This is a genomic window from Mycobacterium bourgelatii, from assembly GCF_010723575.1.
Taxonomy (GTDB): Bacteria; Actinomycetota; Actinomycetes; order Mycobacteriales; family Mycobacteriaceae; genus Mycobacterium; species Mycobacterium bourgelatii.
On the sequence record NZ_BLKZ01000001.1, the window covers coordinates 3,570,224 to 3,583,628 of the forward strand.

At 67.6% G+C, this 13,405-nt stretch carries 12 protein-coding genes, 1 tRNA gene and 1 pseudogene; 5 read left to right on the plus strand and 9 right to left on the minus strand.

The annotated features are described in order from the left end of the window. The first annotated feature begins 45 nt into the window (after positions 1-45). The 3 genes from fdh to nrfD are packed head-to-tail and all read left to right on the plus strand — an operon-like array spanning position 46 to position 5,440. Entirely contained in the window at positions 46-3,363 is a 3,318-nt protein-coding gene (fdh, locus tag G6N68_RS15535; RefSeq protein WP_240355492.1) for a formate dehydrogenase, read from the plus strand. Then, complete coding sequence (locus G6N68_RS15540) at positions 3,360-4,376, plus strand: 4Fe-4S dicluster domain-containing protein (protein ID WP_163713857.1); 1,017 nt, start codon at positions 3,360-3,362, stop codon at positions 4,374-4,376. Before fdh ends, G6N68_RS15540 begins: the two co-directional genes overlap by 4 nt. Continuing rightward, complete coding sequence (nrfD, locus tag G6N68_RS15545; protein ID WP_163713860.1) at positions 4,373-5,440, plus strand: NrfD/PsrC family molybdoenzyme membrane anchor subunit; 1,068 nt, start codon at positions 4,373-4,375, stop codon at positions 5,438-5,440. The genes G6N68_RS15540 and nrfD overlap by 4 nt, the downstream gene beginning before the upstream one ends. Here nrfD and G6N68_RS15550 read toward each other — a convergent pair. From G6N68_RS15550 to G6N68_RS15560, 3 genes are all read right to left on the minus strand, one after another. Beyond that, on the minus strand, positions 5,424-6,005 hold the full coding sequence (locus tag G6N68_RS15550; RefSeq protein ID WP_163713866.1) for an alpha/beta hydrolase: 582 nt from the start codon (positions 6,003-6,005) through the stop codon (positions 5,424-5,426). The two genes, nrfD and G6N68_RS15550, sit on opposite strands and share 17 nt — an antisense overlap. A 64-nt stretch (positions 6,006-6,069) precedes the next feature. After that, entirely contained in the window at positions 6,070-6,594 is a 525-nt protein-coding gene (locus tag G6N68_RS15555; protein ID WP_163713868.1) for a YbhB/YbcL family Raf kinase inhibitor-like protein, read from the minus strand. A 34-nt stretch (positions 6,595-6,628) separates the two neighbouring features. Then, the gene (locus tag G6N68_RS15560; protein WP_163713872.1) at positions 6,629-8,005 is read right to left on the minus strand and encodes a M20/M25/M40 family metallo-hydrolase; all 1,377 of its coding nucleotides are present in this window, start codon (positions 8,003-8,005) and stop codon (positions 6,629-6,631) included. Positions 8,006-8,132: 127 nt separating this feature from the next. Here G6N68_RS15560 and G6N68_RS15565 point away from each other — a divergent pair. Further along, a tRNA-Leu gene (locus G6N68_RS15565) sits at positions 8,133-8,218 on the plus strand. 54 nt (positions 8,219-8,272) lie between these two features. Next, positions 8,273-9,019 (plus strand): annotated as a pseudogene (locus G6N68_RS15570) (phosphoribosyltransferase); the annotation flags it as partial. A gap of 9 nt (positions 9,020-9,028) precedes the next feature. On the opposite strand, the gene G6N68_RS15575 reads toward G6N68_RS15570, so the two are convergent. From G6N68_RS15575 to pgeF, 6 genes are all read right to left on the minus strand, one after another. Then, on the minus strand, positions 9,029-9,466 hold the full coding sequence (locus G6N68_RS15575; RefSeq protein WP_163713878.1) for an SUR7/PalI family protein: 438 nt from the start codon (positions 9,464-9,466) through the stop codon (positions 9,029-9,031). Positions 9,467-9,562: 96 nt separating this feature from the next. Further along, a complete protein-coding gene (wag31, locus tag G6N68_RS15580) occupies positions 9,563-10,342 on the minus strand; it encodes a DivIVA-like cell division protein Wag31 (RefSeq protein ID WP_163713881.1) in 780 nt (259 codons plus the stop codon). Between the two features lie 251 nt (positions 10,343-10,593). Next, positions 10,594-10,884 carry a YggT family protein gene (locus G6N68_RS15585; RefSeq protein ID WP_163713884.1) on the minus strand — a complete coding sequence of 97 codons (291 nt, stop codon included), beginning with the start codon at positions 10,882-10,884 and terminating at the stop codon, positions 10,594-10,596. 201 nt (positions 10,885-11,085) lie between these two features. Continuing rightward, positions 11,086-11,760: a cell division protein SepF gene (locus G6N68_RS15590; RefSeq protein ID WP_163713886.1), complete on the minus strand. Its 675-nt coding sequence runs from the start codon at positions 11,758-11,760 to the stop codon at positions 11,086-11,088. 65 nt (positions 11,761-11,825) lie between these two features. After that, positions 11,826-12,596 carry a YggS family pyridoxal phosphate-dependent enzyme gene (locus tag G6N68_RS15595; protein WP_163718667.1) on the minus strand — a complete coding sequence of 257 codons (771 nt, stop codon included), beginning with the start codon at positions 12,594-12,596 and terminating at the stop codon, positions 11,826-11,828. Positions 12,597-12,619: 23 nt separating this feature from the next. Next, entirely contained in the window at positions 12,620-13,327 is a 708-nt protein-coding gene (gene pgeF, locus G6N68_RS15600; RefSeq protein ID WP_205351347.1) for a peptidoglycan editing factor PgeF, read from the minus strand. Positions 13,328-13,405 lie beyond the last annotated feature (78 nt).

Consider the following 13,405-nt stretch of genomic DNA (forward strand, 5'->3'; position numbering starts at 1 on the left):
AACGAGGGCCCGGGTAGCCGCACTCACTCGAATGAAGGGGCGTGCATGGACATATCGAAGCTGATCAAGTCCTGGCCGGTGTATCGGCAACTGACCGGCGCCGACGCACTGGGCCGCGGCAAGGCCGCCCAGTCGGCGCGCTCGGCGGAACTCTCCCCGCGCACGGCCGACGCGGACAGCGTCGCGCACTCGGTGTGTCCGTTCTGTGCGGTGGGATGCGCGCAGCAGGTGTTCGTCAAAGATGGCAAGGTCATCCAGATCGAGGGCAACCCGGACAGCCCGATATCTCGAGGCCGGTTGTGCCCCAAGGGATCTGCGAGCAAGCAGCTGGTCACCGGACCGCAGCGGGAAACCAGGGTTCGCTATCGCGCGCCGTATGCCACCGAGTGGCAGGACCTGGACCTCGACACGGCGATGAACATGGTGGCCGACCGGGTGCTCAAGGCGCGCCGCGAGGGCTGGCAGGACTTCGATAAGGATCGCAACACGCTGCGCCGCACCATGAGCATCGCCAGCCTGGGCGGGGCGACCCTGGACAACGAAGAGAACTATCTGATCAAGAAGCTCTTCACCGCGCTGGGCGCCCTACAGATCGAGAACCAAGCCCGTATTTGACACTCCGCCACGGTTCCCGGTCTGGGAGCCTCCTTCGGTCGCGGCGGAGCGACGGACTACCAGCAAGACCTGGTCAATTCCGACTTCATCGTCATCATGGGCTCGAACATGGCCGAGGCGCATCCCGTCGGCTTCCAGTGGGTGATGGAGGCCAAGGCGCGCGGCGTGGAAGTGGTGCACATCGACCCGCGGTTCACCCGCACCAGTGCGGTCGCCGACAGGCACGTGCCGTTGCGCGCCGGCAGTGACATCGCCTTCCTGGGCGGGGTGATCAACTACATCCTGTCCAACGAGCTGGACTTCCGGGAGTACGTCACCGCCTACACCAACGCGTCGTTCCTGGTCGACGAGAAGTACCGGGACACCGAGGATCTCGACGGACTTTTCAGTGGCTACGACCACGACACCGGGTCCTACGACCCGTCAAGTTGGCGTTACGAGTCCACACGGAACGGAGGGCGCGGCGGGCAAGACGGGGCCGAAACCGACGAGCGCAGCGAGCCGGATCAGCTGGGATCCGGTGGGCCCGCGATCGAGGGCGGCACCGGAGACATCCCGTCCGACCCGACCCTGCAGCACCCCCGCTGCGTCTACCAGATCCTCAAGCGCCACTACGCGCGCTACACCCCGCAGATTGTCGAGCGGGTGTGCGGCGTGCCGGCCGAACAGTTCCTGCAAGTGGCGCGGGCCTGGACGGAGAACTCCGGCCGCGAGCGCACCACGGCGCTGGTGTACAGCGTGGGCTGGACGCAACACACGATGGGCGCCCAGTACATCCGGGCCGGGTCGATCATCCAACTGCTGCTGGGCAATATCGGCCGGCCCGGCGGCGGGGTGTTCGCGCTGCGGGGACACGCGAGCATCCAGGGCTCCACCGACGTGCCCACGCTGTTCAATCTGTTGCCGGGCTACCTCGCGATGCCGAGCGCCGGCCAGGAAACCCTGGCCGACTACCTCGACGACATCATCGGCGACAAGCAAAAAGGCTTCTGGCACAACGCCGATGCGTACATGGTGTCGCTACTCAAGGAATACTGGGGCGAGCACGCCACCGCCGACAACGATTACTGCTTCGACTATCTGCCCCGAATCAACGGCGATCACGGCACCTATCGCACGGTGATGGACATGATCGACGGCAAGGTGTCGGGGTACTTCCTGCTTGGTCAGAACCCGGCCGTCGGCTCCGCGCACGGGCGGATGCAGCGGTTGGGCATGGCCAACCTGGACTGGTTGGTGGTGCGCGACCTGGTGATGATCGAAAGCGCCACCTTCTGGAAGGACGCGCCGGAGATCGAGACGGGCGAGATCAGCCCGGAGACCTGCCGGACGGAAGTGTTCTTCTTCCCCGCCGCATCCCACGTCGAAAAGGCCGGCACGTTCACCCAGACACAACGGATGCTGCAGTGGCGGGAGCAGGCGGTCGAGCCGCCTGGCGACGCCCGTTCGGAGCTGTGGTTCTTCTACCACCTGGGTCGGCTGCTGCGGGAGAAGCTGACCGGCTCGACCGACGAGCGGGACCGGCCGCTGCTCGAGCTGGCCTGGGACTACGAGATGGAGGGCGACGAGCCGTCAGGCGAGGATGTGTTGCGCCGGATCAACGGCATCGATCTGACGACCGGCCGCGCGGTGAACGACTACACCGAACTGAAGGCCGACGGCAGCACCGCCTGCGGCTGCTGGATCTACAGCGGCGTGTACGCCGACGAGGTGAACCAGGCGGCCCGGCGCAACCCACATCGCGAGCAGGCCCCTTACGAGAACGAGTGGGGCTGGACGTGGCCGATGAACCGTCGGGTGCTCTACAACCGGGCGTCGGCCGACCCGCAGGGCCGGCCGTGGAGCGAGCGCAAGAAGCTCGTCTGGTGGGACGCCGAAAAGGGTGAGTGGACGGGTTATGACGTACCCGACTTCGAAAAGACCAAGCCGCCCGACTACCGCCCACCCGAGGACGCCGTGGGCGTCGCGGCTTTACGCGGCGATGACCCGTTCATCATGCAGTCCGACGGCAAGGCCTGGCTGTTCGCCCCCAACGGCCTGCTGGACGGCCCGCTGCCGACGCACTACGAGCCGCACGAGTCGCCAGTTCGCAACGCGCTGTACCCGCAGCAGGGCAATCCGACGCGAATTACCTACGGCCGCAATGACAACCCGTCGAACCCGTCGCCTCCCGAGGCGCACGGCGAGGTGTTTCCGTTCGTGTTCACGGCGGCCCGGCTGACCGAGCACCACACCGCCGGCGGCATGAGCCGACAACTGCCCTATCTCGCCGAATTGCAGCCGGCGCTGTTCGTCGAGGTGTCCCCCGAGCTAGCCCGCATCCGCGGGCTGGCGCACATGGATTGGGCACACGTCATCACCAGCCGCACCGCGGTGGACGCGCGGGTGTTCGTCACCGACCGGATGAAGCCGCTGCGCATCGACGACCATGTGGTGCACCAGGTTTGGATGCCGTACCACTGGGGGCAGGCGGGGCTGGTGGACGGCGACGTGGTCAACGACCTGCTCGGGGTGGTGTTGGACCCGAACGTGTACATCCAGGAGAGCAAGGTCGCCACGTGCGATGTGCAGCCGGGACGGCGGCCGCGGGGACCGGCGTTGCTGGAATACATCGCCGACTACCGGCGCCGGGCCGGCATCACGGCGGCGACGGGAACCCAGGTGGACACCACCCGGGTGTCCGATGCCCGCACGACGCACACCGAGCCGCACACCGAGCCGCACACCGAGGGTGAGGAAAACCCGTGAGCGACAACAGTTTCTACGGCCCGCTGCCGGATCCCGCCGGAAACGCCGGGCACGCCGACCACCCGGCCCGGGTTGGCTTCTTCACCGACACCTCGGTGTGCATCGGCTGCAAGGCCTGCGAGGTCGCGTGCAAGGAATGGAATGCGGTCCCGGAAGACGGCCTCAACCTGTTGGGGATGTCCTTCGACAACACCGGCAACCTGGGAGCCAGCACCTGGCGGCATGTGGCGTTCATCGAGCAGGCCCGGCCGTTGGGCGAGCAGGATCCGGGGCTGGCCGGCCGGCCAACCGGGCCGTCGAGCAGCGCCGACACGGCGGAGGCCGTCGCCTCGGCGGTCCAGGCGACGCCGCACGGCGGTGCCGAGCTGGGCAACGCGCCGGTGGACCTGGGGCTGCCGGAGTTCTCCCGCCCGGGCGACGCCAGCGGCGTCGAGAGCCGCACCGCGTTTCGCTGGCTGATGAGTTCCGACGTGTGCAAGCACTGCACGCATGCGGGCTGTCTGGACGTGTGCCCGACGGGCGCCCTGTTCCGCACCGAGTTCGGGACTGTCGTTGTGCAGCAGGACATTTGCAACGGGTGCGGCTATTGCGTGTCCGGCTGTCCGTACGGGGTGATCGATCGGCGCAAGGGCGACGGTCGGGCGTGGAAGTGCACGCTGTGCTACGACCGGCTGCGCGACGACCTGGAGCCCGCGTGTGCGAAGGCGTGCCCCACCAAGTCCATCCAGTTCGGGCCGCTGGACGAGTTGCGGGAGCGCGCGGCCCGTCGGGTGGAGGAGTTGCACGAGCGCGGGGTGCCGGAGGCCAGGTTGTACGGACACGACCCCAACGACGGTGTGGGCGGCGACGGCGCGTTCTTCCTGTTGCTGGACGAGCCCGAGGTGTACGGTCTGCCGCCGGACCCCGTGGTGCCAACCCGGGATGCGCCGGCGATGTGGAAGTACGCCGGGTTGGCGGCGTCGGCGCTGGTGGCCGCGGCGGTCTCGTCGTTTCTGGGCCGGGGCCGCCGATGAGCAAGCGCGGTGAGCAGCTGGCGGTTCCGCCCGCCGAGTTCCGGTCCTACTACGGGCGTGCCGTGCTCAAGCCTCCGGTGTGGGACTGGCGGGTTGCGGCGTACCTGTTCGCGGGCGGCCTGTCCGGGGGCTCGGCGCTGCTGGCCGCCGGGGCCGACTTGACCGATCGCCCGGCGCTGCGCCGCACCACCAGGGTGGGGTCACTGGTCAGCATCGCCGCGGGCATGGTGCTCCTGCTCGCCGATCTGGGCCGGCCCGAACGGTTTCACCACCTGCTGCGGGTGGCCAAGCCGAGTTCGCCGATGAGCGTCGGGACGTGGATCCTGATGGCTTACGGTCCCGGCGCCGGGCTCGCCGCGGTCGCCGAGGTGATGCCGCCGACCGTGCGGGCCACCCGGGTGGGTCAGGCGCTGGCGTGGTCGGCCCGACCCTCCGGGCTGGCGGCGGCGGCGTTGGCGCCCGCGGTCGCGTCCTACAGCGCGGTCCTGCTGTCGCATACCGCCGTGCCGGCCTGGCACGAAGCGCACCCGCATCTGCCCTTCGTCTTCACCGGCTCGGCCGCGGCCAGCGCGGGCGGGCTCGGCATGGCGCTGACGCCGGTCGGGCAGGCCGGCCCCGCCCGGCGGCTGGCGGTCGCGGGCGCCGTCCTGGAAGCCGGGGCGTCGCGGCTGCTGGAACGGCGGCTGGGCCTGGTCGCTGAGGCGTACACGACGGGCAGGGCGCACCGGCTGCGCGCCTGGGCGGAGTACCTGACGATTGGCGGGGTGCTGGGCACGGTGGCCTTCGGACGTAATCGAGGTGCCGCCGCGGCGTGTGGGGTGGCGCTGCTGACCGGCAGCGCGCTGCAGCGGTTCGGCGTGTTCGAGGCCGGGGTGGAGTCCACCCGCGACCCGAAGTACGTGGTGATCCCCCAGCGGCAACGGCTCGACGCCGGCCGGCCCGCGCGTGGCGACGACCGTACACCGCAGTTCCCGCGGGTCGTGGCGGCGGCGCGGACCGCTCGCGGCGCGGCGGCGCGGCTGGTGGCCCGGGGCTCGGAGCGGCTTCTCAGCGGGCGACAGTGAGCGACTCGGCGACGAAGTCCACTGTGTGACGGTGCCATTCGCGCCAGCGTCGCACCATGTGGTGGCCGACGCCCTCGATGCCTATCCACTGCGCGTCCAGCCCGCGGGCGCGAGCGCGACTGACCTGGAGTTGGGAATCGGCAGGGTCGGTTCGGGTGTCGGCGGTGCCGTGTACCACCAACAGGCGGGTGGGTGCCGGTATGTGATCGCCGGCCCCGTTCACCCACCACGGGGCGAGCGCCACGACCGCGTCGACCCCGCCCTTGGACGCCAACCGCGCGGCCACCCGCCCGCCCATCGAATGGCCCACTAGCACAACGGGTTTCGGGCCATAGTGCGTTCGCAGTTCGGCAAGCGTCCGTTGCGCGTCGTGCACGGGATCCAATTGCGGGCTGTTCCACCCGCGCAACCGGTATTGGACCTGTCGCACCACGACGTCGGGACCCAGGCGGCGCCGCAACGCGCGCGTCAGGAACGCCATCCGCACGTTGGGCAGGTGCCAGGGCCGCGACACGTCGTCGCTGCGCACGCGGCCGCCGGGCAGTACTAGAACGCATCCACGCACAGTTGGCCAACTTTACGGCTGCACGGTGTCTGGGGATGCCTGCTGCCCCAGGTCTGCTTCGGTTTTAGGTCTGTTCGTAAGTCCCGTGGATGACCGCCCGCGCGATCGCGTGCTGGAACAGGTTGAACCCCAGGTAGGCCGGGCTGGCGTTGTCGTCGAGCTCCAATTTCTCGACGTCCACGGCGTGCACGGCGATGTAGTAGCGGTGCACACCGTGGCCCGGGGGCGGTGCGGCGCCGATGTAGCGGCGCAGACCGGCGTCGTTGGCCAGTGTCAGCGCCCCACCCGGCAGCTCGCTGCCGTCGCCCGCGCCGGCGGGCAACTCGGTGACGGTCGCGGGCAGATTGGCCACCGCCCAGTGCCAGAATCCGGACAGGGTGGGGGCGTCGGGGTCATAAACGGTGACCGCGAAGCTGCGCGTCTCCTCGGGGAATCCCGACCAGCTCAGCTGCGGGCTGACATCCTCGCCACCCGCGCCCATGATTCCGCTGACCTGAGCTTTGGCCAGTGGTTGCCCGTCCTGCACGGACTCCGAGGTCAGGGTGAAGGTTGGCAGCTGGGGTAGTGCGTCGTACGGGCTGGGCGCCATGGACGGTCCTCTCGTGTAGTCGGCTCTAATCTTTTCAGCAGTGTGTCAGGAAGTGTGTCAGCACCTCGGTGCCGAAGTTCAGCGCATCGACGGGTACCCGCTCGTCGACGCCGTGGAACAGCGACGTGAAATCCAAGTCGGGCGGTAACCGCAGCGGGCTGAAGCCGAAACAGCGAATACCGATGCGGGCGAACGCTTTTGCGTCGGTTCCGCCGGACAGCATGTAAGGCACGGTACGGCCGTCGGGGTCGACCGCCAACACGGCCTCGTTCATCGCGTCGACCAGGTCGCCGTCGAAGCTGGTCTCGTACGAGGCCAGTTCGCGGATCCATTCCCTGGTCACGTCGGGCCCGATCAGCTCGTCGACCTCGGCCTCGAACGCGGCCTGACGCCCCGGCAGCACCCGGCAGTCCACCACGGCTTCCGCGGTTGCCGGGATGACGTTGGCCTTGTACCCGGCTTTGAGCATCGTGGGGTTCGCGGTGTCGCGCAGCACCGCCTTCAACATGCGGGCCATCGGGCCGAGCTTCTCGATGGCGCCTTCGAGGTCCGGCGACTCCACATCGAAGGTGAAGCCGGTCTCCTCCCCCACGGCGGCGAGGAACTGCGCGACGGTGTCGGTGCACACCAGCGGGAATTCGTGACGCCCCAGGCGTGCCACCGCCTCGGCGACGGCGGTCACGGCGTTGTCGTCGTGCACCATCGAGCCGTGCCCGGCCCGGCCGCGCGCGGTCAGGCGCATCCACATGATGCCCTTCTCGGCGGTCTCGATCAGGTAGAGCCGACGTTCGCCGCCGTCGCGGCGGGGCACGGTCAGCGAGAAACCGCCGACCTCACCGACCGCCTCGGTGATGCCTTCGAACAGCTCGGGCCGGTTGTCCACCAGCCAGTGGGCGCCGTACTTGCCGCCGTGCTCTTCGTCGGCGAGGAACGCGAACACCAGGTCGCGAGGCGGCACGATGCCCGCTCGACGGAAGTGGCGGGCGACGACGATCATCATGCCGCACATGTCCTTCATGTCGACCGCGCCGCGGCCCCACACGTACCCGTCCTCGATGGCGCCGGAGAACGGGTGCACGCTCCAGTCGGCGGGCTCGGCCGGGACCACGTCGAGATGCCCGTGGATCAGCAGGGCGCCACGGGATCTGTCTGCCCCAGGCAGCCGCGCGAACACGTTGCCCCGGCCGGGTGCGCCGGACTCGACGTATTCGGTCTGGTAACCGACTTCGGCGAGTTGCTCGGCGACCCACTGCGCGCACTCGGCCTCGCCCTTGGTCGTCTCTGGTTCGCCGGTGTTGGAGGTATCGAACCGGATCAACCTGCTGACGATTTCGGCGACGTCATCGCTAGGCGAGGCGCTCGACGCGGTCGCAGCCTGGTTCACATCGGTCACAATCACCTTTCCTACCACCTTGGGGCCACCTCGGGCCCCTGTGGCTCTTCTGGCCACGCACGGCGGCGCGCCCATCCGCCTAGCCCGGTTGGGCGTCCGCCAGCCGATCCGATAGCCTTAGCTGCCAACTCATGCGGTTGGTTTTGTCCGAGTGGCGGAATGGCAGACGCGCTAGCTTGAGGTGCTAGTGCCCTACTAATGGGCGTGGGGGTTCAAGTCCCCCCTCGGACACCCTTCTCGACCAGGATGTTTCGTTCGTCGAGGCTCGGCCGTAGGCTGGTGTGGGGTCGGCAGCCGGGAGTGCGATCAATGAACCCACCGAATGGCTTTTTCCGCCGAACGACGACACGGAGATTCCGCGACCGCCGCGATGCTGGGCGCTTCCTGGCCCAGCAACTCAGTTCCTACCGCGGCCGCGACGGTCTGATAGTGCTAGGGCTCGCCCGTGGTGGCGTTCCGGTCGGCTGGGAAGTGGCCGCGGCGCTACAGGCCGATCTGGACGTGTTCCTGGTCCGCAAACTCGGGGTGCCGCACTGGCCCGAACTCGCGATGGGTGCATTGGCCAGCGGCGGCCGGGTCGTCATGAACGAAAGCGTGGTGTCCAGTTTGGACATCACCGAAGAACAAGTGCGCAAAGCGATCGCCAGTGAAACCACCGAACTCAACCGCCGGGAGCGTGCGTACCGGGGTGGACGCCCTCCCGCCGATCTGCGCGGCAAGACGGTGATCCTGGTCGACGACGGCATCGCCACGGGTGCGAGCATGCTGGCGGCGGTACGGGCGGTGCGCGGCGCCGGACCCCGCGCGGTGATCGTGGCGGTCCCCGTCGGGCCCGCGAGCGCCTGCCAGGAGCTGGCCAGGGAGGCCGACGACGTCGTCTGCGCAACCATGCCTGCCGCATTCGAGGCCGTCGGGCAGGTGTACGACGATTTCCATCAGGTCAGCGACGACGAAGTGCGGCAGCTACTCGCCACACCAACGACCGCCGGCAAGACACCCCGGGCGCTCCCGGACGGCTCCCGAGCGCCCTAGCTACTTGAGCTACTTGCTGTTCGCCGCGTCGCCGCCGTCGCCGGCCACCGTCGATTCCTTGCCTTCGGAGTCGCCGGATTCCTCGGTTTCGTCGGATTCGTCGGCTGCCGTCGTAGCTGCTGCCTCGGTTGGTGTCTGGGCTTCCGGGGTAGCGGTCTTTGCGCCGGAGTCCGCACCGTCCTGCTCACCCTCGTCCGGGTAGTCGACGGTTTCCGCAGGTTCTTCGGGAGCTTCTTCGGGCTCGGCGTCATCCGCCGCGCCTTCCTCACCCTCGCCTTTGCTGCGGGCCCGCTGCTGCCGAGCCCTGACCTCGTCGATGATCAGCAACAGCACTCCCAGCACGCTGGCGCCGACACACACCCAAGCGACCAGTTCGTTGCTGGTGACCACCGCGAACACCAGGCTGACGAGGGCTATCAAGGCCAACACAAGGGCAATGATCAGCATCGGTCTCCTCCAGCAGGCGAGCAGCGACTGCTAAACCTACCAGGGACCGTGGCACCGACCCCGGAAGCGGTACCGCCGCCCGGCACGTGTCCCGGGCTAGTTGTTACCGCGGTTGAATTGCTCGAACCCGCCGCCGTCCGCACTGGAATCGACCGGTGCAGCCGAGCCGCGCTGGCCGAGCTCCTCGAGCTGTGACTCCAGGTAGGTCTTGAGGCGGGTGCGGTATTCGCGCTCGAATGTCCGCAGTTGCTCGAGCCGACCCTCCAGCACCGTCCGCTGCTGGTTGATCGTCCCCATGATCTCGGAGTGCTTGCGTTCCGCATCCGCTTGCAGTGCGTCGGCCTTCTCCTGAGCTTGCCGCAATTGGTTCTCCGACCGGGCCTGCGCGTCGGCCAGCATCGCGTCGGCACGTTGGCGGGCCTCGGCCACGGTGGTCTCGGCCGTGTGGCGCGCCTCGCTGAGGATCTGGTCGGCGTTGGCACGGGCGTCGGACAGCAACTTCTCCGACTCGGCCTTGGCGGAACTGGTCAGCCGGTCGGCGGTGTCCTGGGCCAGGGTGAGCACCCGGGCCGCCTTCAGCGCCTGCTCCTCGTTGGTGCCGGTCGCCGCCTCCGCCTGTTTGGCCGGTTCAGGCTCGTAAGTGGGAACCGGCTGAGCGACCGTCTGGGCGCCGCCGCCGCCACCACCGCCGCTGGCCAATTCCGCATCCAGTTCGGCAATCCGCTGACGCAGATCGGCGTTCTCTTCAATGAGCCGGGTGAGCTCGTTCTCTACCAGGTCGAGGAAGGCATCGACTTCATCCTCGTTGTACCCGCGTTTGCCGATGGGCGGCTTACTGAACGCCACATTGTGGACGTCGGCAGGTGTAAGCGGCATTCTTTGTCCCCTCGAGTTCCTGGACGGTCAACTGGAAAGTGTAGAACGGACTGGTAGCCGTCGCGCAACTGCCGTCCATCCTGTCACACCAGACTCGGCGGTTGCCGATTGGACTAATAAATAAGAACCAATTTCAATCTCTAAGGCAAATAAATCACAGTCCTTAGTATTTAAAAATCGCGCGCGTCAAAACCGTCTCCGAATCGTGGCCGAACCGTCGCAAAACCAATCGTGGGGACGCGCCGGCGGCCTCAGCCCCGGTAGTTCATGGCCGTGCTGAACCCGATGAACAAGACCAGCAGCAGCACCATGATGGACAGGTCGAAGCGCACCGCGCCGACAGTCAGTTGGGGGATCAGGCGGCGGAGCAGCTTCACCGGTGGATCGGTCACCGTCATGATCAATTCGAGGATGACCACGGTGATCCCGGTAGGACGCCAGTCCCGGCTGAACGAGCGGATGAACTCGATCACGATCCGCACGATCAGCAGGAACCAGAACGCGAACAGCACCAATCCCAGGGTGTGAATGAACACTGCCAACGAGAGCCTGACCTTACCGACGAGGATGCCAATATGCCGCCCCGGAGGGACGGCAAGAACAGCCTACCGACCGAGTCCTCGGCACCCGTTCCTGGCGGCCGGTGGCCGGCCCTTCAAACGGCCAGCCCGGCGGCCTCGCTGGGAGACGCACCGGGCTGTACCACCCAAAGCACGAAGGGGACGTTAGCCCTCTCGGTAAGCCTATTGGTAAGCGTAGAAACCGGTTTCGGCGATCCGACGCCGCTCCTCCGGGGACACGTCGACGTCGGCGGGTGAGAGCAGGAACACCTTGGTCGCGACCTTGTCGAACGACCCGCGCAGCGCGAAAGCCAGGCCGGCCGCGAAGTCGACCAACCGCTTGGCGTCGGCGTTGTCCATCGAGACGAGGTCCATGATCACCGGGGTCCCGTCGCGGAAGCGCTCGCCGATGGTGCGGGCCTCGCTGTAGTCCTTCGGCCGCAGCGTGGTGATCTTCGAAAGCGGGTGGCCTTCCTCGAACATCATCGCCATGCGACGCGGGTCCATCGCCAACGCACCACGGGTGGAGTTGCGCAGCCACGACCCCAAGCGGGGGCGCGGCATCTCGGTGCGGTCGAACTCGCGAGGCTGGAAGCGAGCCTCCTCGGCGTACCCGCCGCGGTAGCTGCTCGGCGGCGGGTAGTCGCCGGGCTCGCCCCTCAGATCACGGGGGTCGCGCAGATCGCGCGCATCACGGCGCGGATCGTCATAGTCACGACCCTCATAACGTCCGTATTCGTCGTCGAAACGGGACCGAGAATAACCGCGAGATGGACCGCGGTCGTCGTAGTACTCGTCCTCGTAATCCTCCATCGGAGCCATACCGAAGTAGGCCTTGACCTTGTGCAGTGTGCTCATCGAGAGACCCCTTCTAGCTTTGGGATGTTTGTTGTCTGTGATGAAGGTGTGACTACAGTGACTATTCACGGTGACCGTAACCGCCTCGGACCCATAAGCGCGGTACCGACACGCACACACGTCGAACCATGTTTCACTGCGCTTTCCAGGTCGTTGGACATGCCGGCCGACAGTCCCACCGCATGCGGGAACGACTCGCGGATTCGGGCGTGCTCGGATTGCAGCAGCTCAAAGGCCCTATCGGCGTCCCAATCCAACGGTGGGATGCCCATCAATCCGACCAGCTCGAGGCTTTCCGACTCGTCCACCTGCTCGCACAGGCGGTGCAGGGCGTCGAAGTCCGCGACGTTTACTCCCCCGCGCGATTCGTCGCCGTCGAGGCTGACCTGGACGTAGACCCGAAGCGGCTGTGACCGCCGCTGTTCGTCCAAGGCGGTACCGATCGCCCGCGACAGCGCGGTCACCACCGTGGGGGTGTCCACGGAATGCGCGGTGTGCGCCCAGCGCGCCAAGGACCGAACCTTGTTGCGCTGAATACGGCCGACCATATGCCACTGGATTCCGCGGGAAGAACCCGCGTACATCGGATCCGCAAACAACCGAGCGAGCTCGGCAACCTTTGCCGCCGCTTCCTGCTCGCGCGATTCGCCAACCGCGCGACAACCCAATCTCGACAAAATCGCAACATCGGTTGCTGGGAAGAATTTGGTAATTGGCAATAGCTCAATTTCTCCGACATTGCGACCCGCCGCTTCGGCGGCCGCGGCTAGCCGCGATCGCACCGCCGCCAGCGCGTGCGTCAATTCCGATTGGCGGTCGCTCCCCTTTTCCCGCATGGGGAAGTCTGCCGACGACACGCTCATTCCATCCACACCAGTGACGCCAGCCGCCCGGTGGGCGCGCCGCGGCGATGACTGAACAGGGTGGGGTCGGCGACCGTGCAACGCTGGTCGATGTCGATGGCCGTGACACCCAAAGTGCGGAGCTGGCAAGCGATTCCGGCCCGCAGGTCAAGCCCGGGGGTCCCGGCCGACGTGGTGGTGCGACTGCCCGGCAGGACCGCTTCGACCTCGGCGGCCATCGCTTCGGGCACTTCGTAGTTGCGGCCGCTGACCGCCGGGCCCAGCAACACGGAGATGTCCTCGGCCTGCGCGCCCAGGCCGAGCATCGTTTCGATCGCGCGGACGACAACGCCGCGCTGGGCACCGACTCGGCCGGCGTGGACGGCGGCGACCACCCCGGCCCGGGCGTCCGCCATCAACACCGGCACACAGTCGGCCGTCATCACCGCCAGCGCCACCCGCGGCGCGGCGGTCACCAATCCGTCGGTGTCGTCGAACGGGGTGTCACGCGGCCCGTCGACCACCTCGATCCGGTCGCCGTGGACCTGGTTCATCCACACCACCCGCTCGTCGGGCAAACCGATGGCGGCGGCCAGGCGAGCCCGGTTGGCCGCCACCGCGACCGGGTCGTCGCCGACGTGGTCTCCAAGGTTGAAAGTGTCGTACGGCGGCGCAGACACACCGCCCTCCCGGGTGGTGGTTACCCGGCGAATACGAACGCTCACGTTCCTAGTATCGGGAGGCTGTTGCCCGCAAGGCGACTGCGCTTGCCGGACGCGGCCGGTTTGTCGCGTACTGGCAAG

What these genes read in the sequence shown, in the direction of transcription:
- G6N68_RS15555 (WP_163713868.1), bottom strand. Translation starts at nt 6,594, where the DNA reads ATGGCGCCCAGCCCGTACGACGCACTACCCCAGCTGCCAACCTTCACC.
- G6N68_RS15590 (WP_163713886.1), bottom strand. Translation starts at nt 11,760, where the DNA reads ATGAGCACACTGCACAAGGTCAAGGCCTACTTCGGTATGGCTCCGATG.
- G6N68_RS15595 (WP_163718667.1), bottom strand. Translation starts at nt 12,596, where the DNA reads ATGCGGGAAAAGGGGAGCGACCGCCAATCGGAATTGACGCACGCGCTG.
- nrfD (WP_163713860.1), top strand. Translation starts at nt 4,373, where the DNA reads ATGAGCAAGCGCGGTGAGCAGCTGGCGGTTCCGCCCGCCGAGTTCCGG.
- G6N68_RS15575 (WP_163713878.1), bottom strand. Translation starts at nt 9,466, where the DNA reads ATGCTGATCATTGCCCTTGTGTTGGCCTTGATAGCCCTCGTCAGCCTG.
- wag31 (WP_163713881.1), bottom strand. Translation starts at nt 10,342, where the DNA reads ATGCCGCTTACACCTGCCGACGTCCACAATGTGGCGTTCAGTAAGCCG.